The organism is Saccharopolyspora sp. NPDC000995 (assembly GCF_053599315.1).
In genome coordinates this window covers 1-23,445 of record NZ_JBSFLZ010000007.1, presented here as the reverse complement: position 1 = coordinate 23,445, position 23,445 = coordinate 1, and the positions used below count along the sequence as shown (strand labels likewise).

Below are 23,445 nucleotides of genomic sequence, written 5' to 3'. Positions count from 1 at the left end.
GGCCCCGGCTGCTTCCTTACAGGTACTGGCCCGTATTGGTGGCCGTGTCGATCGCTCGACCGGACTCCTGGTTCTTCCCGCTGACCAGGGTGCGGATGTACACGATCCGCTCGCCCTTCTTACCGGAGATGCGGGCCCAATCATCCGGGTTGGTGGTGTTGGGCAGGTCCTCGTTCTCGGCGAACTCGTCGATGATGGCGTCCTGCAGGTGCTGCACGCGCAGACCCGGCTGGCGGGTCTCCAGCACCGACTTGATGGCCGCCTTCTTCGCCCGGTCCACGATGTTCTGGATCATCGCGCCCGAGTTGAAGTCCTTGAAGTACAGGACTTCCTTGTCGCCGTTGGCGTAGGTGACCTCCAGGAACCGGTTCTCCTCTGTCTCGGCGTACATCCGCTCGACCGTGGTCTGGATCATCGCCTCCACGCACGCGCCCTTGTCGCCGCCGAACTCCTTGAGGTCCTCCTCGTGGATCGGCAGCTCCTTGGTCAGGTACTTGGAGAAGATGTCCTTGGCGGACTCGGCGTCCGGACGCTCGATCTTGATCTTCACGTCCAGCCGGCCCGGCCGCAGGATCGCCGGGTCGATCATGTCCTCGCGGTTGGAGGCGCCGATGACGATGACGTTCTCCAGCCCCTCGACACCGTCGATCTCGCTGAGCAACTGCGGCACGATGGTGGTTTCCACGTCGGAGGAAACCCCGCTGCCGCGGGTCCGGAAGATCGAGTCCATCTCATCGAAGAACACGATCACCGGGGTGCCCTCGGAGGCCTTCTCACGAGCCCGCTGGAAGATCAGGCGGATGTGCCGCTCGGTCTCGCCGACGAACTTGTTGAGCAGCTCGGGGCCCTTGATGTTCAGGAAGTAGGACTTGGCCTGACCATCGTCGTCCCCGCGCGCGGCGGCGACCTGCTTCGCCAGGGAGTTGGCGACGGCCTTTGCGATCAGCGTCTTGCCGCAGCCTGGCGGGCCGTACAGCAGCACGCCCTTCGGCGGCCGCAGCTGGTACTCGATGTAGAGGTCGGAGTGCAGGAACGGCAGCTCCACCGCGTCCCGGATCTGCTCGATCTGGCCGGCCAGACCACCGATGTCCTGGTACCCGACGTCGGGCACCTCCTCCAGCACGAGGTCTTCGACCTCGGCCTTCGGCACGACGTCGTAGGCGTAGCCCGCCTTGCTGTCGACCAGCACCGAGTCGCCCGCCTTCAGGCCGGACGCGGCCAGTGGTTCGGTGACCCACACCACGCGTTCCTCGTCGGTGTGGCCCAGCACCAGCGCCCGAGGACTCTCCCCGACACCGCTGGACAGGAGCTCCCGGAAGGTGCAGACCTCACCGGTTTGCTCGAACGCACCAGACTCCACCACCGTCAGGGCCTCGTTGAGGCGCACTGACTGGCCCAGTCTCAGTTCCTCCGTCTCGACGTTGGGCGACACCGCCACCCGCATCTTGCGACCAGACGTGAACACGTCGACCGTGCTGTCCTCGTAGCGGTTCAGGAACACGCCGTAGCCACTGGGGGGCTGGGCGAGTCGGTCGACTTCTTCGCGCAGCGCCATCAGCTGGCCCCGCGCTTCCTTCAGGGTCTCGGTGAGCTTGGCGTTCCGTTCGGTGAGCTGACTCACTCTCTCGGATGCCTCGGCCAGCCGCTTTTCCAGCAACCGGACCTGTTGGGGAGACTCGTTGAGCCTGCGGCGCAGCAGCGCAACCTCGTCCTCCAGGAGACGAATCTGGCTGCGGAGTTCTGCGGAGCCACCGCTGTACTGCTCGCCGCCCTCCTCAGGCCGGCTGCCGGGACGGTCGTGCTGCATGTCGGCACCCTCCTCCCGTGCTCGTACCACCACGGTACCGGCGATCACCGACGACGGCGGCGTCGCTGATGCCCGCCGGATCGCCCAGCGTGCCACAAAAATCCGCGAATACCCACGAGGTGAGCCAGGTTGGTACCCGTGGGTCGGGAGATTTCCGGCCGAGCGGACACGTTGCGTTGACGATCATGGTCCGTTCGATACGTTCCGCGCCGGGTCGCGCGACCCCACGAGCACTGGTTTTCCGTTGCGCCACGCGGATCGCGGCAGCCTGCGGACATCTGGGTTAACCGACCCGGCAACCGGGTGGCGTTGCGGCAGCCCGCGGGATCGTCACACAGAGCACTTCTCCCATCATTTGGAACAACGGCGCTCGAAGACCACTTACGCGGGACGAAACGCTCCGTGACGATTAAATGCCGAAAAGTCCACTCCGCGCACCTCTCACCGCGGGCTCTGTTCTACTTACGGCCGCCGCGCACACCGCGGCCGTAAGCCGCACCACTCCGGGGAGGAGTTCATGACCTATCCGCCACAGCAACCTGGCCCGGGCGGGTGGGGCCAGCAACCCATGGGAAACGGATTCCCGCACCAGGGTCCGTCGGGAACGCCGCAGCAGCAGCCCGCCTGGTATGGCAACCAGCACACCGGCTGGGACCGGCAGCAGGAACAGCCGCAGCAGGCGCCCATGTCCCCGCAGTGGGGCAGCGAGTTCGGCCCCGCCTGGCTCCAGGAACCCAACGGCTTCGCCGACGTCGAGCCGCCGCAGCAGAAGAAGTCGAAGCTGCCGCTGATCCTCGGCCTGGTCGGGGCGCTGGTCGTCGTCGCCGCGATCGGCGTCGGGGTGTTCTTCTGGCAGGGCAGCGGCCCCGGCGGGGCCCGTCCGGTGGCCCAGGAGGTCGTGAACAAGGTCAACGCCGGTGACTTCGCCGGTGTCAGCAGCTTGTTCTGCAAGTCCAACAAGGCCGAGCTGGACAAGAACATGGACCAGCTCAAGCAGTGGAAGTTCAACATCAAGCTGGGCAACGTCACCGAGCGTGGCGACCAGGCCACCGCAGAGTTGACCGGAACCTACGAAGCCGACGGATCGTCCACACCTGTGGACCAGACGATGGGCCTGACCGTGGAGGACGGCGCCTGGAAGGTCTGCCAACTCGACCAGTGAGCCCGCAAGCCGAGAATTTCAAAACGGGGGAGGACCCATGACGTATCCACCGCAGCAGCCACCCGGACAGGGCGGCTGGGGGCAGCAGCCCGGCGGCCAGTACCCGCCCAGCGGTGGCCAGCCCCAGCAGGGCTACGGCCAGCCGGGCGGCGCGTACCCGCAGAGCGGGCCGCAGCCGCAGCAGGGCTTCGGCCAGCAGCCCCCGTACCCGCCGCAGGGCGGTGGGTACGACCAGCCGGGCTTAGACGCCCCGAAGAAGAAGTCCCCGCTCCCCTGGATCCTCGGCGGCGTCGGCGGCCTGGTCGTCATCGGCCTGGTGATCACCCTGATCCTGGTCTTCGCCAGCGGCGGCGCCGGCGACCCCCGCAAGGTCGCCCAGCAGGGCGTCGACAAGATCAACTCCAAGGACTTCGCCGGTCTGCAGCCGCTGGCCTGCAAGAAGGACCAGGAAGACTTCCAGAAGATGCTGGACACCTTCGAAGGCAAGAGTGGCGAGTTCGACGAGCTCAAGGAATTCGGCGTCACCGACTCCGACATCCAGAAGCTGATCGACGGCATGAAGATCGAGATGCAGCTGGGCGAGGTCAAGGACCACGGCGACAACACCGCCACGGCCAAGATCACCGGCAACGTCAGCATCACCGCCGACGTCGAGATCATGGGTCAGAACGTGGCCGACATGATCCCCGACCAGCCGATCGATGACGAGTTCAAGCTGGTCGTCGAAGACGGCTCCTGGAAGCTCTGCTGATCGACGCCTGACCACGTGCGCAGGCCCGTCCCCGGATCCGGGGACGGGCCTGCTCGCGTCAGCCCTTGCTCGGGCGGCGCTGCACCCGGGGTGGGATCACGCCGTCGGCCAGGCGGCGGGTGGTCAGGAGGAACGCTGTGTGGGCCACCATCCGGTGCTCGGGGCGGACCGCCATGCCCACCACGTGCCACGGGCGCAGGAGGGTTTCCCAGGCCTGGGGTTCGGTCCAGTTCTGCTGCTCGCGGATCGCCTCCGTGATCCGGGACAACTGGGTCGTCGTGGCGACGTAGACGATCAGCACCCCACCTGGGCGCAGCTTGCCGTGGACGGTTTCCAGGACGTCCCACGGCGCGAGCATGTCGAGCACCACCCGGTCGACCGGTTCGCCGTCGTACTCCTGCACGTCGCCCAGCCGCAGCGTCCAGTTGTCCGGCTTCTCGCCGAAGAATCGCCGCACGTTGCGCTCCGCGTGCTCCGCGTGGTCCTCGCGCACCTCGAACGACGTGACGCTGCCCGCCGGGCCGACCGCGCGTAGCAGGGAGCAGCTCAGCGCGCCAGATCCGGCACCGGCCTCCAGCACCCGCGCGCCCGGCCGGATGTCGCCCCACATCAAGATCTGCGCCGCGTCCTTCGGGTAGATGACCTGGGCGCCGCGGGGCATGGACAGCACGTAGTCGGCCAGCAGGGGGCGCAGCGCCAGGAACGACGTGCCGCCCGCCGAGGCCACCACCGAGCCCTCCGGCTTGCCGATCAGGTCGTCGTGCGCGAGCGCACCGCGATGCGTGTGATACTCCCCTCCCCGCTCCAGGACGACCGTGTACTTGCGGCCCTTCGGGTCGGTCAACTGGACCCGGTCGCCGGGCTGGAACTCACCGCTGACGGTGCTGCTCAACTGCTGCCTACCTTCTCCACGCTGGTACAGCACACCATCGTCGCAGAAGACCCGCCGTCACCCGCGACGGGAGCGCAAGGCGCTGCGGAGGTCCTCGCGGCGCAGCACTCCGCTCGGCCTGCCTTCGCCGTCGACCACCAGGAACTGCCAGGCCAGGACCGACTGGACGCGCTCCAGGATCGAGTCCGGGGTTTCGCTGTCGAGCAGGATGGTGTCCGGGTCCACCGGTTCGGCGGCTCGCTCGGCCGGTTCGTTGGGCGCGTGGGTCGCCAGCCGCTCCGCCGCGGTCTGGTCGAGCAGGCCGACCGCGATGCCGTCGGCGCGCACCAACACCACTCCCCGGCCCGCCGCCGCCAGCAGCGCATCGCCCACCGGGCTCTCCGCCGGGAGCTGCAGAACGGGGCGCACCAACTCGCGCAGCTCCAGCCCGGCCGGCCAGTTCTTGCGCTGCTCGGCAGCGTGCTCCGCGCTGGCCCCGGCAACCACGAACCACGCCATCAGCACGCACACGCCCAGCCGCAGCCACTGGTCCTGGGCGTCGTCGAGCAGCCCGACCAGCGCCCAGGCGATCAGGGCCGCGGCAACCGCTCCCGCGCCGATCACGCCCGCCGTGGTGCCCGCTGCGCGCTTGCCCGTGATCCGCCAGGTCAGCGCCCGCAGCATCCGGCCGCCGTCCAGCGGCAGCCCCGGCAGCAGGTTGAAAACGGCCACGGCCAGGTTCGCCACGCAGGTCTGCGCCACCAGCAGCCAGACCGCGCCGCCTGGCACCAGCGCGAACCAGCCGATGCCGGTGGCCACTGCCAGCACCATCGAGACCGCCGGCCCGGCCGCGGCGATCAGGCCCTCCTGGGTCGGTTTTGGTGGCGTCCGGGATATCTCTGACAGGCCGCCGAGCAGGAACAGCCGGACGCGCCGCACCGGCAGCCCCAGACGCAGCGCGACGATGCAGTGCCCGAGTTCGTGCAGCAGCACCGAAACCGCCAGCAGCACGGTGAACACCGCCGCCAGCACTGCGCTCTCCCAGATGCCCGCGTCCGGCAGGATCCGGCCCACCAGCGGCGTGTACAGCAGCACGATCAGCGCCGCCCCGAGCCACCACGACGGCGAAAGCAGCACCGGCACTCCGGCGACGCGGCACAGCAGCAGGCCGCCGTCGTTGAGCTTGGGCCGGGCAGGCGGGGATGCGGTCGACGGCATGCACGCAGGGTAGTGCGCCACGCGTGAGGCGGTTGTGATCCGTGCGGGGGGTGATCGCGTGTCGGCCCGCTCGTTTAGGGTTTCGGGCCATGGCGGAATCAGCGCAGGCGGCAACAGGCGGGACGCTCCAAGACGGCGGGACCAGGCGTCCTGCGCTGTCCCCGTCCCGCGCGAGCGACTTCAAGCAGTGCCCCCTGCTGTACCGGTTCCGCGCCGTGGACCGGTTGCCGGAAACGCCGACCAAGGCGCAGGTGCGCGGCACGGTGGTGCACTCGGTACTGGAGCGGCTGTTCGGGCTGCCGTCGGCCGAGCGCGACCCGGCGCAGGCGCGGGCGCTGCTGCAGCCGGCCTGGGAGGAGCTGCTCGCGCAGCAGCCCGAGCTGGGCGAGCTGTTCGACGGGTCCGACGACCCGGAGCTGGCGGGCTGGTTGGAGTCGGCGAATGCGCTGCTGGACGCCTACTTCGAGCTGGAGGACCCGCAGCGGCTCGAGCCGGAGGCCTGTGAGCTGCGGGTGGAGACCGAGCTGGACTCCGGGGTGCTGCTGCGCGGGTTCATCGACCGGGTCGACGTGGCCCCGACCGGCGAGATCCGGCTGGTCGACTACAAGACCGGTGCAGCGCCCCGGGAGATCGGCGAGGCCAAGGCGATGTTCCAGATGAAGTTCTACGCCCTGGTGCTGTGGCGCACCCGCGGCGAGATCCCGCGCCAGCTGCTGCTGATGTACCTGGCCAGCAAGCAGCGGTTGGCGTACACGCCGGAGGAGACGGAACTGCGCCGCTTCGAGCGCACCCTGGAGGCGATCTGGCAGGCAATCCTGCGGGCGGGCAAGACCGGCGACTTCCGGCCGAATCCGAGTCGCCTGTGCGACTACTGCGACCACAAGCCGCTGTGCCCGGCCTTCGGCGGCACCCCGCCGCCATACCCGGGCTGGCCGGAGCCCGACCCGGGCCCCGAATCCGTCCTCGACCGCACCGACTGACCGGACCCCGGGACCGCAGTTCCAACCGAAACCGCGCCCCCCGGGGCTCAGTCCTCGTAGGGGTCGTAGTTGGCGGCGGTGCCGAAGTCACCGGCCTGGGTGGGGTCGATGACCGCGAAGCGGGCGCCGGTGGGGTCCCGGAGAACCGCGACGCGGCCGATGCTGGAGTCGTACGGGTCCACCCGCACGCGGCCGCCGAGGGTGATCGCGTTGCGCAACAGCGCGTCGGTGCCGACCTCCGCGTCGACGCCGAGGTACAGCAGCCAGTGCGGCCGGGTGGATTCCGTGATGAACTCGCGGATCATGCTGACCCGGGCGCACACCGATTCGTCGCCGAGATACCAGACCGAGTAGTCCGAGCGGTGCTCGGTGCCGAACTGCTCGGCGCTGTAGCCGAACAGCTCCTGGAAGAAGTTGTCCGCGGTCTGCGCCTTGATGGTGACCAGTTCGGCCCACATCAGGGTGCCTGGCAGCCCGACGTCGAACTGCCAGGACTCCTCGGGTTCCAGCAGCCCGAACTCGGCATCGGCCGGCCCCACCAGCACGGTCTTGGTGCCCAACCGGGGCACGTGGTTGCGCGCAACGGTCACGACGGCGCCGTGGTTGACGGCCCGCTCGGTGAACTCCGCGCAGTCCGCCGTGGCCAGGTAGAGCCGCCACCGCGACTCGTCGCCGGAGGCGGCGCGCAGGCTCGCCACCGGGAACCCCTCGTGCAGGGCGATCACATGCTCGCCTGAGACCGGGTCGCTGTGGGTCTCGTACTCCCAGGCGAACAGCCCGGCGTAGAACTCGCGGGCCCGTTCCAGGTCCGTGGTGATCAGCTCTATCCAGCAGGGCATTCCCTCGTAGAGCTCCCACCGCGGCGCGGTTTTCCCCGGTACCACGACGGCCATTTCGTCACCCCACCCGGGTCGCTCAAGATCGTCCAGACCCCCCATTATCCGCAACGCGTGCGGCCCGGTGGGGCAGTCAGATCACAATCTGGTGGAGCATCCCGGCTTTTCGGACAACCGCGCGAGAAAAAGCCATGGCCACCCGTCCCAACCCCGCAGGGTGGGCCGGGGGCCATGGCGTTCGCTCCTTCAGCGCAGCCGTCAGAGGCGGCAGGCGCGGATGTCGGACGACAGGATCGCCTTGGCGCCGACGGCCGCGAGGCGGTCCATGATCGCCGGGGCCTCCTTGCGGGAGACCATCGCGCGCACCGCCACCCAGCGGTCGTCGGCCAGCGGCGACATGGTCGGCGACTCCAGGCCCGGGGTCACCTTGGTGGCGTCGTCGAGCAGCTCGCGCGGGCAGTTGTAGTCCAGCATCACGTACTGCTGGGCGAACACCACGCCCTGCAGCCGGGCGATGAGCTGGTTCTTCGCCTGCTCCTCGTCCGAGCCGCGCCGCTGGATGACCACCGCCTCGGAGTTGCAGATCTGGTCGCCGAAGGCCACCAGGCCGTGCTGGCGCAGCGTTCGGCCGGAGCCGACGACGTCGGCGATGGCGTCCGCGACGCCGAGCTGGATGGAGATCTCCACCGCGCCGTCGAGCCGGATGACGTCGGCCGTCACGCCGTGCTGCGCGAGGTCGTTGGCGACGAGCTTCGGGTAGGAGGTCGCGATCCGTTTGCCCTGCAGGTCCGCGACGGTCCACTCGTGCGGGCCCGCCGGGGCGGCGTAGCGGAACGTGGACCCGCCGAAGCCGAGCGCGAGCCGCTCCTCGACCGGCGCGCCGGAGTCGCGGGCCAGGTCGCGGCCGGTGAGCCCCAGGTCGAGCTCGCCGGAGCCGACGTAGATCGCGATGTCCTTGGGGCGCAGGAAGAAGAACTCGACGTTGTTGGCGGTGTCCAGGACGGTCAGGTCCCGCTGCTCATGGCGCTGCCGGTACCCGGCTTCCGCGAGCATCTCGGATGCGGGACCGGCCAGCGTGCCCTTGTTGGGCACAGCCACACGCAGCATGGGACTCGATCTCCTCGGTTATTCCTGGGTCGGGTTCACAGGTAGCGGTACACGTCCTGGAGGGACAGTCCGCGCCCCAGCATGATGACCTGCAGCCGGTACAGCAGCTGCGAGATCTCCTCGGCGAGCTGTTCGTCCGATTCGTGTTCGGCGGCGATCCACACCTCGCCGGCCTCTTCGAGGACCTTCTTGCCCTGGGTGTGCACCCCGGCGTCGAGCGCGGCTACCGTCGCCGAGCCTTCCGGGCGGGTACGGGCCCGTTCTTGCAGTTCGGCGAACAACTCGTCGAAGGTCTTCACAGTGCACGATCCTTGCATCCCGGGTCGCCGAACTCGACGGCGGACCCGATCGTTCGCGGGTTCCACTACAACGCGTCACCTGGTGGCCACCTCACCGGAACCCGGTGGTCGCCTCCAGTGCCGAGCCCAGCGTGTCCTTGATCATGGCCAGCGCGGCGCCCCGCGGGCTCGACCGGCCGCCGGTGACGGCCACCGCTCCGGCGTCGCCGCAGTCGTAGCGCACCGCCTTCTCCGGCCCGACCAACGCCCCGAGCGGGCCAGCCACCGGCTCGGCGCGCAGCTCGACCCGGACCAAGCCGGGCTCGTCGCGCGACGCGCCGGCGACCTGCCGGAGCCGATGCCCGTCGGCGGCGGCCGGCAGCGGTTCTCGGATCGGCTCCGCTTCGACCGCGGTATCCGCCGGGTCCCAGCCCCACAGCAGGCCGGTGAGCAGCCGCAGCTTGGTCGCCGCGTCCTTGCCGGCGAGGTCGGCGGTGGGATCGGCTTCGGCGATGCCGAGCCGCTGGGCTTCGGCGACCGCCCCGGCGAGCTCCCGGCCAGCGGCGATCCGGTCGAGGACGAAGGTCGCGGTGCCGTTCAGGCAGCCCTGCACGGCGCGGACGTCGAAGCCGCGCAGCACCGATCGGGCCAGGTCACCGGCGGGCATCGCGGCCCCGGTGGCCCCCGAGATCCGCACCGACCGCCCGGCCCGCCGCGCGGTCTCCTCGAGCTGCCGCCAGTGCGTTAGCAGGTGCGACTTCGTCGCGGTCACGACGTCCGCGCCTTGCCGCAGCGCCTGCAATGCATCCAGCGCGGGCTGCTCACCGCCGTCGGAAGGCACAGCCTGCGCCAGCACCCGGGCACCGGTTCGGGCGAGCAGTTCGGTGACCTCCTCTGCGGGAGCCCACCGCTCGCGGGGCGGCACGGCGTCGGCGATTTCGGTCTGCGAGCTGCGACCACGCACGGCGACCACGTGCAGGTCAGCGCCGTACTGGTCGCGCCATTGCGCGCGGTGCAGCCGGACGAGTTCGACGTACTCGCGTCCGACCGGGCCGTACCCGACGAGGAGGATCGGGACTTCGATCATTATGCCGCTCGCACGAACAGCTCGCCGAGGGCGGCGAAGTCCACGTCCGCCAGCGAGTCGCACAGCACCCGGTGCGGACCGGGTTGCAGCGGCACCTCGCACGGTATGGCGATCACCAGGCAGCCGGCGGCTTCCGCCGAGGCCACGCCGGTCGGTGAGTCTTCGATCGCGACGCAGTCCGCGGGGTCCACGCCGAGTAGTCGCGCGGCCTTCAGGTACGGCTCGGGGTCGGGCTTGTTCTTGCCGTCCACCTCGTCGCCGCAGACCGTCAGGTCGAACGAACCGCGGCCGAGGGTCTCCAGCGCGAGCTCAGTCAGGGACCGGATCGTGGAGGTCACGAGCGCGGTGGGGATGCCCAGCTCGCGGGCCTCGCGCAGCGCCTCCTGCGCGCCCGGCCGCCACGGCAGGCCCTGCTCGAACAGCTCCTCCATGCGGGCCGCGACCCACTCCGCCGCCGTGTCGACCTCGGCAGTGCTGATTTCTTCCGGGGTGTCCGCAATCCCAACATCGGCCAACAACATCCGCATGCTGCGCGTCATGTTGGAGCCGACCATCGCCTCCCTGGTGGCGTCGGTGAGCACGCCCCCACGATGCCTTGCGTAGTCGCCCAGCGCGATGGTCCACAACTTCTCGGAGTCGACGAGGGTGCCGTCCATGTCTAACAGCACTGCGGCGGGCGAGGTCTGACCGGCGTCGCGGGTCACTCGGGATTCTCCATTCCGGGAGGAGTTTGGGCCAAGGCCGCCTCCAGTACAGCACCCCGGGCCCGACCTCCCCCAGCGAAAGTGTTCAATCCCTCGTCAGATCAGGTGTTGAAGTACTTGGCTTCCGGGTGGTGAGCGACGATCGCGTCGGTGGACTGCTCCGGGTGCAGCTGGAACTCCTCGGAGAGGGTCACGCCGATCCGTTCCGGTTGCAGCAGGTCGACGATCTTGGCGCGGTCCTCCAGGTTCGGGCAAGCGCCGTAACCCAGGGAGAAGCGCGCGCCGCGATAGCCGAGCCGGAAAAATTCCTCCACTGTGGACGGATCATCAGCCGCCACCGGGACGCCGGAGGCGAACAGCAGTTCCTGGCGGACGCGGCGGTGCCAGTACTCAGCCAGCGCCTCGGTGAGCTGCACCCCGAGGCCGTGGAGCTCCAAGTAGTCGCGGTAGGCGTTGCGGGCGAACAGCTCGTTGGCGTGGTCCGCGATCGGCTGGCCCATCGTGACCAGCTGCAACGGCAGCACGTCCACCTGCCTGGACTCCTCGGCGCGCTCCCGCGAGCGAAAGAAGTCCGCGAGGCACAGGTGCCGGTCGCGGGCCTGCCGGGGGAAGGCGAAGCGGTAGCGCTCTGGCGCATCCGCCTCGTCCTTTTCCAGCACGACCAGGTCGTCACCTTCGGACACGCACGGGAAGTAGCCGTAGACCAGCGCCGCGTGCTGCAGGATCCCCTCGGTGGCGAGCTCGTCCATCCAGTACCGCAGCCGCGGGCGCCCCTCGGACTCGACCAGTTCTTCGTAGGACGGACCGCCTTTCGCGCCGCGCAGCCCCCACTGGCCGAGGAAGGTGGCCCGCTCGTCCAGGTAGGCGACGTACTCGCCGACCGGCACGCCGCGCACCTCGCGCCGCCCCCAAAACGGCGGCGTCGGCACCGCAACGTCGGCAGCCACGTCCGAGCGGCTCACCGGCGCGGGTTCCTCCACCAGTGCCTTGCGCATCTCGGCGATCCGCAGCGACCGTTCCCGGCGGGCCCTGCGCTCGGCCTTCTTCGCCTCCTCGGCCCGGTCCGCAACCACCACGCCGCCGCGCTTGCGAGCCATGATGGAGTCCATCAGCCGCAGGCCCTCGAAGGCATCGCGGGCGTAACGCACTTCGCCCTCGTACAGCTCGTCGAGGTCGCTGTCCACATAGGACCGGGTCAGCGCCGCGCCACCGAGCAGCACCGGGAACTTCTCGGCCACTCCCCTGGCGTTGATCTCCAACAGGTTCTCCTTCATGATCACCGTGGATTTCACCAGCAGCCCGGACATGCCGATGGCGTCCGCGCCGTGCTGCCGCGCGCTGTCCAGGATCGTGCCGATCGGCTGCTTGATGCCCAGGTTGACCACGTTGTACCCGTTGTTTGACACGATGATGTCGACGAGGTTCTTGCCGATGTCGTGCACGTCGCCCTTGACCGTGGCCAGCACCAGGGTTCCCTTGCCGCCGGCGGATTCCTTCTCCATATGCGGCTCCAGGTAGGCGACCGCGGCCTTCATGACCTCGGCGGACTGCAGCACGAACGGCAGCTGCATCTGCCCGGAACCGAACAGCTCGCCCACGACCTTCATTCCGGCCAGCAGGTTCTCGTTGATGATCTCCAGCGGCGGCTTCTCCGCCATCGCCACGTCCAGATCCGCTTCGAGCCCGTTGCGCTCGCCGTCGACGATCCGCCGCTCCAGCCGTTCGTAGGGCGGCAGCGCCGCGAGTTCCTCGGCGCGCGAGGCACGGCTGGACTTCGCGGTCTGGCCCTCGAACAGCTCCATCAGCCGCTGCAGCGGATCGTAGCCGTCGCGGCGCCGGTCGTAGACCAGGTCGAGCGCGACCTGCCGCTGCTCGTCCGGGATTTTGTTCATCGGCAGGATCTTCGAGGCGTGCACGATCGCGGTGTCCAGCCCCGCTTCCCGGCACTCGTTGAGGAACACCGAGTTCAGCACCTGCCGGGCCGCCGCGTTCAGTCCGAAAGAGACATTCGAAACCCCCAGCGTGGTGCGGACTTCCGGGCGCGTTCGCTTGAGCTCGCGGATCGCCTCGATGGTCTCGATGCCGTCGCGGCGCACCTCCTCCTGGCCAGTGGAGACCGGGAAGGTCAAGGTATCGACGATGATGTCCGACTCCGCCAACCCCCAGTTGCCGGTCAAGTCGTCGATGATCCGGTTGGCGATTCGCAGCTTCCAGTCCTTGGTGCGGGCCTGTCCGTCCTCGTCGATGCACATCACCACGACCGCCGCGCCGTGCTCGCGGACCAGCTCCACGACCCGCCGGTAGCGGGAGTCCGGGCCGTCGCCGTCCTCGTAGTTGACGGAGTTGACCACGCACCGGCCACCAAGCCGTTCCAGCCCGGCGCGCAGCACCGGAGGCTCGGTGGAGTCCAGCATCACCGGCAGAGTCGAGGCGGTGGCCAGCCGCGCGGCCAGCTCGGCCATGTCGGCGGTCCCGTCGCGGCCCACGTAGTCCACGCAGAGGTCGATCAGGTGCGCGCCGTCGCGGGTCTGGGCCTTGGCGATCTCGACGCAGTCGTCGTAGTCACCGGCCAGCATCGCGTCGCGAAAAGCCTTGGAGCCGTTGGCGTTCGTGCGCTCGCCGATCACCAGCACCGACGCGTCCTGGTCGAACGGCACCGCCTGGTACAGCGAGCTGACGCCCGGCTCGGGCCGCGGCTCGCGCGGCGGCGGGTCCAGTTCCCGCACCGCCTCGACGACCTGCCGGATGTGCTCGCCGGTCGTGCCGCAACAGCCGCCGACCAGGCGGGCACCGAAGTTGGTGACGAACTCGGCGAGCGCCTCGGCCAGTTCCTCCGGGGTCAACGGGTACACCGCTGCGCTGGGCCCGAGCTCGGGCAGCCCGGCGTTGGGCATCACCGACAGCGGCACGCGCGAGTGCTTGGCCAGCTGCCGCAGGTGCTCGCTCATCTCCGCCGGCCCGGTGGCGCAGTTCATCCCGATCAGGTCGATGCCCAGCGGCTCCAGCGCGGTCAGCGCGGCGGTGATCTCGGTGCCCAGCAGCATCGTGCCGGTTGTCTCCACGGTCACCTGCGCGATGATCGGCACCCGCCGCCCGGCCCGCCCCATGCCGCGCTTGGCGGCCAGCACCGACGCCTTGGTCTGCAGCAGGTCCTGCGAGGTCTCCACGAGAACCGCGTCGATCCCGCCGTCGAGCATGCCGACGGTCTGCTCCTCGTAGGCGTCGCGCAGCGCCTGGAAGCCCACGTGCCCCAGCGTCGGCAGCTTGGTGCCCGGCCCCATCGCGCCCAGCACGAACCGGGGCTGCTCGACGGTGGCGAACTCGTCGGCGCACTCCCGCGCCAGCTGCGCGCCGCACTCAGCCAACTCGCGGATGCGCTCGGCGATGCCGTACTCGCCGAGGTTGGCCAGGTTCGCGCCGAAGGTGTTGGTCTCGATGGCGTCCGCCCCGGCCGCCAGGTACCCGCGATGCACGTCGCGCACCACGTCCGGGCGGGTGGCGTTGAGGATCTCGTTGCACCCCTCCAGCCCCGCGAAATCGTCGAGCCCCAGCGGCACCTCCTGCAGCATGGTGCCCATCGCGCCGTCGGCGACGAGGACTCGGCGCTCCAGCGCCTCCAGCAGGGGTGACCAGGGAGAATGCGGCATACCAATCAGCGTACGAGCGGCGGCCAACCAGATTCCCACACTGTGGTACCGGCTGGTGGCCTGTCGTGGTGACCAGTGGGGCTGTGGTACCCGGCTCCCTCAAATCACGCCGTGGTGTTGCAGGTAGCGGAACACGAGGATGCCGGGGAGCACGGGCAGCCAGTAGGTGAGCAGGCGGGAGATGAGCACCGCCGTGATCGCCGCGGTCGCCGGTACCCCGATGGCGCCGAGGCCGGCCAGCAGCACCGCCTCGACGGCGCCGAGCCCGCCGGGCGAGGGCACCAGGTGGCCGAGGGTGTTGCCGATGATGAACACGACCGTCACCGCCACCCACGAGAAGTCCGGGTGCAGCGCGGCCAGCGAGGCCGCCAGGCCGAGGCCCGAGACCACCAGGTAGCCCAGCGCGCCGCCGAACAGCTGGAGCGCGCGCACCGGGTGGCGCAGCGTCTCCAGCAGTTCGCGCCCGACCTCCACCGACGGTGCGACGATCCGGCGGCGGCCGAAGGGCGAGGCCACCACCACAGCGGCGACCACCAGCACCGCGACCGCGGCGACCACCACCGGCCAGGCGGTCGGGATCGAGAGGCTGGTGAACGTCCCGGACAGCCCGACCGCGAACACCCCGAACACGGCCACCACGAACGCCACCGCTCCGGTGCCCGCCTGGTTCAGCAGCGTCACCCCGACCGCCACCCGCCGCCGCAGCCCGAGCCGCTCCATATACACCACGTTGATGCCGAAGAACCCGGCACCACTGGGCGTGGTGCGCCCGGTGAACGCAGCCGCCACCTGCACGAGGAGGGTCTGCCAGAACGGCAGCGGAACCCGGCTGGAACCCTGCACGGAGATCGACGACAGCAGGATCGCCAGGAATCCGGTCGCCACCGCCACGCCCAACCAGACCCAGTTCGCGTGCTGCACCGCCGTGAGCACCGCGCCCATGCTGGACAGCTCCGGGAGCAGCAGGTAGACGGCTGCGGCGATGAGCAGCAGGCCGATCACCGTGATCGGGCGGACCGGCGAGCGGAACCCCGGGATGGGCAGGCCCAACCCGTCGGCCAGGACTTCGCGCAGTTCGGGCAGCAGGAAGCGGCCGTGCGGTGCCTGGTTCCTGATCCGCCGGGGCAGCGCCAGCGGGACCAGGTTCCGCAGGGCGGCCGCGAGCTGCTCGGCGGACAGCGCGCGGAGCGCGGTGGACACCGTGCGCTCGGTGCCGACCACCGTCGCCAGCGAGAGCATCCCCTCGGCCAGGTCCTGGGCGCAGCGCGCCTCGTCCGCACCCGCATGGCTGAACGTGAAGCTCAGCAGCCAGGGCCGGTTCTCGTCGTCCACCAGGATGTTCTTCGCGCGCAGGTCGTGGTGGGCGATGCGGGCCCCGGCCAGGGCCGCGAACTGCGCCCAGATCGCCGCCAGCAGCTCGTCGTCGATGTCCTCGCCCCGCATCTCCGACAACCTGCGTCCGCGCACCTGCCCGACCACCAGAAGCGCAGGCGCGTGCTTGACGTCGCAGGCCAGCACGACCTGCGGGGTGCGCACACCGGCCCGCTCGGCCAGCAGCGTCACGTAGGCCTCGTGCTCCACCTCGTGGTGCGGGGTCGACAGCCGCGGCTCGTCTTGGACGTCGAGCAGTGTGAGCAACCGTTTGATCTTGTACCAGGGCCCGGCGCGGCGGCTCATCCGCCGCACCACCTTCACCCGCAGCGTCCGCCCGTCCCCGGTCCGCACCGCGAACTCGCGCGGCACAAGCAGCCGGTGCCGCAACGCGACGATCGAGACCGGTTCCAGCCCGGCCAGCTCCAACTCGCCGAAGATCACCTTCTCGGAGACCTTCCGCCCGGGTGCTCCCCAGACGAGGTGGCAGAGCATCCCGACGCCCCAACCAAGCAGCGCGCCACCCACCGTGTCCAGCGGCAGCTGGACACCCAGGTGGACCACGGCCACGCCTACCAGCACGGTGAGCCCCCAGCCGACGCGCCGCGCGTGCCTACCCAGGTAGGGCGCGGCGACCACCGCCAGCACCGTCACGATGGCCACTTCGCTGGCGGGGAACGGGAATCCACCCGGCGGCTCGAAGATCGGCGCGGGCACCGCCCGGGCGGGCAGCACTTGGTGCATGACCTGGGCGAGGCCCCAGGTCAGCGCGCCCGACCCCGCGCACAGCAGCGCAACCCGGATCCAGCCGAAGTACATCGCCACTGCGGTCACCCCGGCGATCCCGGCCCAGCTCCCGAGCCAGCCCAGCACCACCCACACCGGATCGGAGATCGCCGGGATCCGCGCGAACTGCTGGTAGATCGCCACCTCGACGGGGTTGGCGGGCACCAGCACCAGCAGCACGCTCAGCGTGAGCAGCCCGCCGGCGACGAGCAGCTTGGCGAGGTCCGCCGGGCGGCGGCCGATCGACAACCGCAGCCGGGACCTCGGGGATATCCCAGTCCCCTCGCTTGGCGATCCGGTGCTGTCCACTTGTTAGATCGGGTTCCTTCTCCGCTGACACCCACGGTGACTTGGGTAAAGGGTCTTGCCACCGAAACCTCACGTCAAACCGGCAACCGGTGGTGCCCGGACGGTCATGAGCGGTGCACGGATGTCGGGCGCTCACGTCGGCGTGGCGTCGTAGGCTGGCGCCGTGACCGATCGCGACGCACACAACACCGCACAACCGCGCGCCGAACTGCCCCAACTGACCGATCCGATCGTGGTCAGCGCTTTCGAGGGCTGGAACGGCGGGCTTACACAACCGCCGCGATCGCGCCGTAGCTTCGGAGGGAGGTTCGCGTGAGCGACAAGCAAGACCTTCCCCAGCTTGAGAGCCCCATCGTCATAGCTGGATTCGAGGGCTGGAACGATGCCGGCGACGCCGCCAGCTCCGCGATCGAGCACCTCCAGCTCATCTGGGACGCGACGCCGTTGAGCGAGATCGACCCGGACCCGTACTACGACTTCCAGGTCACCCGTCCGACGGTGAAGCTGGTGGACGGCATCACCCGCCAGGTCTCCTGGCCGACCACCCGGCTGACGGTCTGCCGCCCGCCCGGCTGCGATCACGACGTGGTGCTGGTGCACGGCATCGAGCCGAACATGCGCTGGCGGGCGTTCTGCGCCGAACTCGTGGAGCAGATCGAGCGGATCGGGGCCCGCACCGTGGTCACCCTCGGAGCGCTGCTCGCGGACGCTCCGCACACCCGGCCGGTGCCGGTCAGCGGCGCGGCCTACGACACCGACTCGGCGGCCCGGTACGGCCTGGAGCGCTCTCGCTACGAGGGCCCGACCGGGATCGTCGGGGTCTTCCAGGACGCCTGCGTGCAGGCCGGGATCCCGGCGATCTCGTTCTGGGCGGCGGTGCCGCACTACGTTTCGCAGCCACCGTCGCCGAAAGCGACCCTGGCGCTGCTGCACCGGGTCGAAGACGCGCTCGACGTCGAGGTTCCGCTCGGCAACCTGCCGGAGCAGGCCGAGGAATGGGAGCAGACGGTCAGCGAGATGGCGGAGGAAGACGAGGACGTTCGCAACTACGTTCGCGCACTGGAGGAGCGCGGGGACGCCGAGGTCAAGCTGACCGAGGCCAGCGGCGACGCGATCGCGGCGGAGTTCGAGCGCTATCTGCGCCGCCGCGGGCCCGGCGGCAAGGGCCCGTTGGGTCCCGGCCCCGGCTGACCGGCAGCCAGGGCCAGCCGCACAGAAAAGGGACAGCGAAAAGGCGAACGGAAGCCGGGATCCCGGCTTCCGTTCGCCTCGGTGTCGATCAGCGGTCTCAGAGCTCGACGCCGAGGAGCGCGTCGACGGCGGTGCGGATCAGCTGCGGCGCGCCCCGGTCGGCGCCGCCGGAGGTCAGCGCCTCGTGGGCCCAGGCGTCGATCGCGCGCAGCGCCTGCTGGGTGTCCAGGTCGTCGGACAGCCGCTCGCGCAGCCGTGCGACGGCCGGCTGCGCTGCCGGAGCCGCATCCAGCGCAATGGCCTCCCGCCACCGGGCCAGGCGCGCGGAGCCGTTGATCAGCGCGTCATCCGTCCACGACCGGTCGGTGCGGTAGTGACCGTCCAGCAGCGCCAGCCGGATGGCCATCGGGTCCACCCGGTCACCGCGCAGCCGGGACACGAACACCAGGTTGCCCTTGGACTTCGACATCTTCTCGCCGTCCAGGCCGATCATCCCGGCGTGCACGTAGTGCTTGGCGAACGGGAACTCGCCGGTCAGCGACTCGGCGTGCGCGGCGCTGAACTCGTGGTGCGGGAAGATCAGGTCCGAGCCGCCGCCCTGGACGTCGAAACCGAGGCCGAGCCGGTTCAGCGCGATCACCGAACATTCCAGGTGCCAGCCCGGTCGACCGGCGCCGAGCTCAGACTCCCAGGACGGTTCGCCGTCGCGGGCCATCCGCCACAGCAGCGCGTCCAGTGGGTGCTCCTTGCCGGGCCGTTCGGGGTCTCCGCCGCGCTCGGCGAAGAAGGCGCGCATGGTCGCTTCGTCGTAGTTGGACTCGTAGCCGAAGTTGCCGGAGGCCTGGTGCCGGAAGTAGATGTCGGGGTGCTCGCCGTCGACCCGGTAGGCCGCACCCGAGGCCAGCAGCTTGCCGACCGCCTCGACGATCTCCGGGATGGACTCGACCGCGCCGACGAAGTCTGCCGGCGGCACCACCCGCAGCGCCTCCATGTCCTCGCGGAACAGCGCGGTCTCGCGCATCGCGAGCACGATCCAGTCCTCGCGATCCCGCTCGGCGCGCTCCAGCAGCGGGTCGTCGATGTCGGTGACGTTCTGCACGTAGTGCACCTGGTGACCGTTGTCCAGCCAAACCCGGTGGATCAGGTCGAACGCCAGGTACGTCGCGGCGTGGCCGAGATGGGTCGCGTCGTACGGCGTGATGCCGCAGACGTACATCCTCGCGACGGACCCGGGTTCGGTGGGCCTGACCTCACCGGCAGCGGTGTCGAAGAGGTGCAGCGGGCTGGGTGTGCCCGGCACCTGAGGCACGGGAACCGATGACCAGGGTTGCATGTATCCGACCTTAAACGTCCGGGGCGGGCGGACGCCCCCGACCGGACCATCGGCCGTATCACATGGTGGGAGGATCGGCGACTTCCCGACTCCGCATCGAGTGCAAAAAAAATCTTGTCGAAGTAAGCCATACTTAGGTTGGTAATTAACCGGACCTGGCCGCCAAAAGATCAGTTAGCCGAGCGGAAAAATCGGACGAATCAACGCGGAACCATCCGTTCTGATCGTCCGAATTCGTCCCTTCGCAACGCCGGCGCCGAAGTGGGATTATTCACTTTAGAAGTCTAATATTCGCACGTCAGAGGCTCGATAACGGCTCGTTCAACCGGACTGAAAAGTCAAATCGGACAGTTGTGGCGCACACAGATCTTCACTCGAATGGCTGGACATGGGCATCCCGCTAAGTATGATCAAGGCCCATACGAAAGGACGCAAACGCGAATCCGCGACATGGCGAGTTGATCGGCGGAGAACCGACAATTCGCGCAGACCCCGGTACCCGGGTGAAACCATCCGGCTCCGGCGAAGCAGGTGGAGGCGATCGGTGACATCGGTACGCGTGGAGCGGCTCTACAAGATCTTCGGGCCACAGCCGACGGAGCTGGTACGCCGCCTGGAGGCGGGAGCCGACCAGGAAGAGATCAAGGCGGCGGGTGCCACCGCCGCGGTGGTGGACGCATCGTTCGAAGTCGGAGAGGGCGAGACCTTCGTCGTGATGGGGCTGTCTGGCTCCGGTAAGTCGACGCTGATCCGCATGCTCAACGGGCTGCTCACCCCCACTTCGGGCCAGGTGCTCGTCGACGCCGAGGACATCACCGGTATGTCCGCCCCGGCGTTGCGGGCGATGCGCCAGCAGAAGATGAGCATGGTGTTCCAGCACTTCGCCCTGTTCCCGCACCGAACGGTGCTGGACAACGCAGGCTACGGGCTGCAGATCCGGGGCACGAGCAAGTCCGAGATCGCGGAGAAGGCGCGCGAGGCGCTCAGCCTGGTCGGCCTGGAGGGCTGGGAGGACCGCTACCCGCAGCAGCTCTCCGGCGGTATGCGGCAGCGCGTCGGACTCGCCCGCGCCCTGGCCGCCCAAACGGACGTGCTGCTGATGGACGAGGCGTTCAGCGCGCTGGACCCGCTGATCAAGCGGGAGATGCAGGACCAGCTGCTGAACCTCAACGCCAAGCTCGGCAAGACCATCATCTTCATCACCCACGACCTAAACGAGGCGATGCGGCTCGGTGACCGCATCGCGATGATGCGGGCGGGGCGGATCGTGCAGATCGGCACCGCCGAGCAGATCCTCAACGAGCCGGCCGACGACTACGTCGCCACGTTCGTCAAGGACGTCGACCGCAGCCGGGTGCTCACCGCGGCGTCTATCGCAGAGCCGCAGGGCAACGCCCCTCCCGGGGAGGATCCGGTGCCCGCCGACACGCCGATGGCGGACCTGTTCGCCCGGATGAGCGCCCGCGCGGTGCCGGTCCCCGTGGTCGACGAGCAGCAGCGGGTGGTCGGCGTGGTCACGCCGACGGCGGTGTTCAGGGCACTGTGCCGGGAGGCGCCGGCGGCTGGCGACGGCGAACGCGCCGAGATCGAGGAGGCCTCCGATGTCTAATGCGTTCCTGCACGCCGCCCAGTTCGAGCTGCCGCGGATCCCCGTCGGCGCCTCCTTCAAGGCCCTGGTCGACTGGCTCGAGAGCAACATCGGCCCGGTGTTCGACTTCATCACCCTGGTGCTGGTCTCGGCGGTGTCGGGCCTGACCTACGCGCTGACCTTCCTGCCCGAGCTGGTCATGGTGCTGTTGTTCACCGCGCTGGCGCTTTGGCTGCGCAGCTGGCGGTTCGCGCTGTTCAGCCTGATCGGCTTCGGGCTGATCGCCAGCATGAGGGAGTTCCAGGCCGCGATGGAGACCCTTTCGCTGGTGCTGGTGGCCAGCGTCATCGCGGTGCTGATCGGCGTCCCGCTGGGGATCCTGGCGGCGCGCAATTCGCGGGTCCGCATGGTCGTGCGGCCGGTGCTGGATCTGATGCAGACCATGCCGGCCTTCGTCTACCTGATCCCGGCCATCATCTTCTTCAACATCGGGGAGACGCCGGGCGTAGTGGCGACCGTGATCTTCTCGCTACCGCCGGCGGTCCGGCTCACCGAGCTGGGGATCCGGCAGGTGGACAAGGAGGTAGTCGAGGCGGGTGAAGCGTTCGGCGCACCGAGCCGCAAGATCCTCACCGGCATCCAGCTGCCGCTTGCGATGCCGTCGATCATGGCGGGCATCAACCAGGTAATCATGCTGTCGCTATCGATGGTGGTCATCGCGGGGATGGTCGGCGCCCCGGGGCTGGGCACCGACATCTACCAGGCGGTCACCCGGGTCCAGCTGGACCTGGGCTTCGAGGCCGGCCTGTCGGTGGTGATCCTCGCGGTCTACCTGGACCGGATCACCGCCGTGCTCTCGGACCGCTCGCCGGTCGCGCGGGCGGAGCGTAAGGCGGCCCGGACCGGATGAGGTTTTCGCAGAAAGGCAGGGCAGGAATGTTCACCGGAAGAAGATCAAGACGTCTTCTCGCTCTCCTCGCCGCGCTGGTCGCCCTGGTGGCGGTAGCCGCGGGGTGCGGCGGTCGCTCGGCGCAGACCGGCCAGCAGGCGAAGGCGATCAACATCGGCTTCATCGCGTGGGACGAAGACATCGCGGTCACCCACCTCTACAAGGTGCTGCTGGAGCAGAAGGGCTACAAGGTCAACACCCAGGAGCTGGAGGCCGGCCCGATGTACGCCGGGCTCGCGCAGGGCAACATCGACCTGTTCCTGGACGCTTGGCTGCCGCAGACGCACGCCGACTACTGGAAGCAGTACGGCCCGCAGCTGGAGGACCTCAACGTCTGGTACGACCAGGCGACGCTGAACATCGCGGTGCCCAAGTACATGACCGACGTGAACTCGATCGCCGACCTCAAGGGCAGGGGCCCGGAGTTCAAGGGCGTGATCACCGGTATCGACCCGGGCGCCGGGCTTACCCGCATCACCAAGGACAGCGCGATCCCGGCCTACGGGCTCACCGGCGAGTACACCCTGCAGACCTCGTCGACAACCGCGATGCTGGCCTCCTTGGAGAAGGCGACCAAGGACCAGAAGCCGATCGTGGTCACGCTGTGGCACCCGCACTGGGCCTACGCCCGCTACCCGATCAAGGACCTCCAGGACCCGCTGGGTGCGATGGGCAAGGCCGAGCAGGTCCACGCGATCGGCCGCAAGAACTTCAGCCAGGACTTCCCCGAGGTCACCGAGATGGTGAAGAAGTTCAAGCTGGACGACGTCCAGCTCGCGTCGCTGGAGAACGCGATCAACAGCGCGGAGAAGGGCAAGGAGGACGACGCCGCGCGGAAGTGGGCGTCGGAGAACCAGGCCGTGGTGGCCAACTTCTTCACCCCCTGAGCCAACGGCGAGCGGGAGGCCGGTGGGCGCGACCACCGGCCTCCGCGTTGCTGCTACTGGGGTTTCCGGATTCCGTCGATCGCCCTACGTAAGCCGCAGCTGCTGGTTGAAGCGAACGGACCGTTCACGCCAATAGACGGGGCGGGTTCTAGCGATCCCCGCAACACCCTGGATTTCAGGGAGTTGCGGGGATCGTGGTTTCTGGAGAGTTGAGGGCGAGGTTCTTCGAGGGGCTGGTTTCACCGCGGGAGTGGTCCGGTTCTGCCTCGCCAACCGGGGTGTGGTGGACGGCCTGTTCGCTTCGGTAGACGACACGAACGGTCCGTTCGCCCCGTTCATCAGTTGTGAGCCCGGGGCTGTTCACCTCGATAGACGACACGAACGGAAGCTCCGTTCGCTTCACGCCCGCACCTTCCCAAACAGCCCCAACACCGCGCCGAAATTAACCAGCAGGGTCTCCACCGATCCTGGTGGTTAATTGGTTTAGGCTGCCAGGCTGAGTTCGAGGCGGGCGAGGTGGCTGGTGCGGGTCCGGTCGAGCGGGTGGCTGTTCCACCAAGCGTCGAGTCTGATCAGGTTCAGT

At 69.1% G+C, this 23,445-nt stretch carries 18 protein-coding genes; 7 read left to right on the top strand and 11 right to left on the bottom strand.

What is annotated here, in order from left to right; all coding sequences use genetic code 11:
* Positions 1 to 16: 16 nt before the first annotated feature.
* Positions 17 to 1,807, bottom strand: a complete 1,791-nt coding sequence (arc, locus tag ACWDKQ_RS04240) for a proteasome ATPase (RefSeq protein ID WP_450137368.1) — start codon at positions 1,805 to 1,807, stop codon at positions 17 to 19.
* A 517-nt stretch (positions 1,808 to 2,324) separates the two neighbouring features.
* Between arc and ACWDKQ_RS04235 the strand changes: the two genes are divergently transcribed.
* Together ACWDKQ_RS04235 and ACWDKQ_RS04230 are read left to right on the top strand one after the other, a co-directional pair.
* Positions 2,325 to 2,969 (top strand): Rv0361 family membrane protein, encoded by a 645-nt coding sequence (locus ACWDKQ_RS04235; RefSeq protein ID WP_450137302.1) that lies wholly within the window; start codon positions 2,325 to 2,327, stop codon positions 2,967 to 2,969.
* Between the two features lie 37 nt (positions 2,970 to 3,006).
* On the top strand, positions 3,007 to 3,720 hold the full coding sequence (locus ACWDKQ_RS04230; RefSeq protein ID WP_450137301.1) for a hypothetical protein: 714 nt from the start codon (positions 3,007 to 3,009) through the stop codon (positions 3,718 to 3,720).
* Positions 3,721 to 3,778: 58 nt separating this feature from the next.
* Here the strand turns inward: ACWDKQ_RS04230 and ACWDKQ_RS04225 are convergent, their stop codons facing one another.
* Together ACWDKQ_RS04225 and ACWDKQ_RS04220 are read right to left on the bottom strand one after the other, a co-directional pair.
* The gene (locus ACWDKQ_RS04225; protein WP_450137300.1) at positions 3,779 to 4,612 is read right to left on the bottom strand and encodes a tRNA (adenine-N1)-methyltransferase; all 834 of its coding nucleotides are present in this window, start codon (positions 4,610 to 4,612) and stop codon (positions 3,779 to 3,781) included.
* A 57-nt stretch (positions 4,613 to 4,669) separates the two neighbouring features.
* Positions 4,670 to 5,809, bottom strand: a complete 1,140-nt coding sequence (locus ACWDKQ_RS04220) for a site-2 protease family protein (RefSeq protein WP_450137299.1) — start codon at positions 5,807 to 5,809, stop codon at positions 4,670 to 4,672.
* A gap of 89 nt (positions 5,810 to 5,898) precedes the next feature.
* Between ACWDKQ_RS04220 and ACWDKQ_RS04215 the strand changes: the two genes are divergently transcribed.
* On the top strand, positions 5,899 to 6,789 hold the full coding sequence (locus ACWDKQ_RS04215) for a RecB family exonuclease (protein WP_450137298.1): 891 nt from the start codon (positions 5,899 to 5,901) through the stop codon (positions 6,787 to 6,789).
* Between the two features lie 47 nt (positions 6,790 to 6,836).
* Here ACWDKQ_RS04215 and ACWDKQ_RS04210 read toward each other — a convergent pair whose 3' ends face one another.
* The 7 genes from ACWDKQ_RS04210 to ACWDKQ_RS04180 form a co-directional block, all read right to left on the bottom strand.
* Complete coding sequence (locus ACWDKQ_RS04210; protein ID WP_450137297.1) at positions 6,837 to 7,682, bottom strand: VOC family protein; 846 nt, start codon at positions 7,680 to 7,682, stop codon at positions 6,837 to 6,839.
* A gap of 201 nt (positions 7,683 to 7,883) precedes the next feature.
* Positions 7,884 to 8,732: an ATP phosphoribosyltransferase gene (hisG, locus tag ACWDKQ_RS04205; protein WP_450137296.1), complete on the bottom strand. Its 849-nt coding sequence runs from the start codon at positions 8,730 to 8,732 to the stop codon at positions 7,884 to 7,886.
* Positions 8,733 to 8,767: 35 nt separating this feature from the next.
* Positions 8,768 to 9,031, bottom strand: a complete 264-nt coding sequence (locus ACWDKQ_RS04200; RefSeq protein ID WP_450137295.1) for a phosphoribosyl-ATP diphosphatase — start codon at positions 9,029 to 9,031, stop codon at positions 8,768 to 8,770.
* 91 nt (positions 9,032 to 9,122) lie between these two features.
* Positions 9,123 to 10,097 (bottom strand): homoserine dehydrogenase, encoded by a 975-nt coding sequence (locus ACWDKQ_RS04195; RefSeq protein WP_450137294.1) that lies wholly within the window; start codon positions 10,095 to 10,097, stop codon positions 9,123 to 9,125.
* A complete protein-coding gene (locus tag ACWDKQ_RS04190) occupies positions 10,097 to 10,801 on the bottom strand; it encodes an HAD family hydrolase (protein ID WP_450137293.1) in 705 nt (234 codons plus the stop codon). The genes ACWDKQ_RS04195 and ACWDKQ_RS04190 overlap by 1 nt, the downstream gene beginning before the upstream one ends.
* A gap of 101 nt (positions 10,802 to 10,902) precedes the next feature.
* Entirely contained in the window at positions 10,903 to 14,448 is a 3,546-nt protein-coding gene (metH, locus tag ACWDKQ_RS04185) for a methionine synthase (RefSeq protein WP_450137292.1), read from the bottom strand.
* Positions 14,449 to 14,547: 99 nt separating this feature from the next.
* Complete coding sequence (locus ACWDKQ_RS04180) at positions 14,548 to 16,914, bottom strand: lysylphosphatidylglycerol synthase domain-containing protein (protein ID WP_450137291.1); 2,367 nt, start codon at positions 16,912 to 16,914, stop codon at positions 14,548 to 14,550.
* A gap of 312 nt (positions 16,915 to 17,226) precedes the next feature.
* Here ACWDKQ_RS04180 and ACWDKQ_RS04175 point away from each other — a divergent pair, with 312 nt between their 5' ends.
* Positions 17,227 to 18,105 (top strand): PAC2 family protein, encoded by an 879-nt coding sequence (locus ACWDKQ_RS04175; protein ID WP_450137290.1) that lies wholly within the window; start codon positions 17,227 to 17,229, stop codon positions 18,103 to 18,105.
* 97 nt (positions 18,106 to 18,202) lie between these two features.
* Here ACWDKQ_RS04175 and mshC read toward each other — a convergent pair whose 3' ends face one another.
* On the bottom strand, positions 18,203 to 19,438 hold the full coding sequence (gene mshC, locus ACWDKQ_RS04170) for a cysteine--1-D-myo-inosityl 2-amino-2-deoxy-alpha-D-glucopyranoside ligase (RefSeq protein WP_450137289.1): 1,236 nt from the start codon (positions 19,436 to 19,438) through the stop codon (positions 18,203 to 18,205).
* 559 nt (positions 19,439 to 19,997) lie between these two features.
* On the opposite strand from mshC, the gene ACWDKQ_RS04165 reads away from it, so the two are divergent.
* From ACWDKQ_RS04165 to ACWDKQ_RS04155, 3 genes are read left to right on the top strand one after another with little or no spacing between them, the layout of a single operon-like run.
* A complete protein-coding gene (locus ACWDKQ_RS04165; protein ID WP_450137367.1) occupies positions 19,998 to 21,047 on the top strand; it encodes a quaternary amine ABC transporter ATP-binding protein in 1,050 nt (349 codons plus the stop codon).
* Positions 21,040 to 21,936 carry an ABC transporter permease gene (locus ACWDKQ_RS04160; protein WP_450137288.1) on the top strand — a complete coding sequence of 299 codons (897 nt, stop codon included), beginning with the start codon at positions 21,040 to 21,042 and terminating at the stop codon, positions 21,934 to 21,936. Before ACWDKQ_RS04165 ends, ACWDKQ_RS04160 begins: the two co-directional genes overlap by 8 nt.
* A 26-nt stretch (positions 21,937 to 21,962) precedes the next feature.
* Entirely contained in the window at positions 21,963 to 22,862 is a 900-nt protein-coding gene (locus ACWDKQ_RS04155; RefSeq protein ID WP_450137287.1) for a glycine betaine ABC transporter substrate-binding protein, read from the top strand.
* Positions 22,863 to 23,445 lie beyond the last annotated feature (583 nt).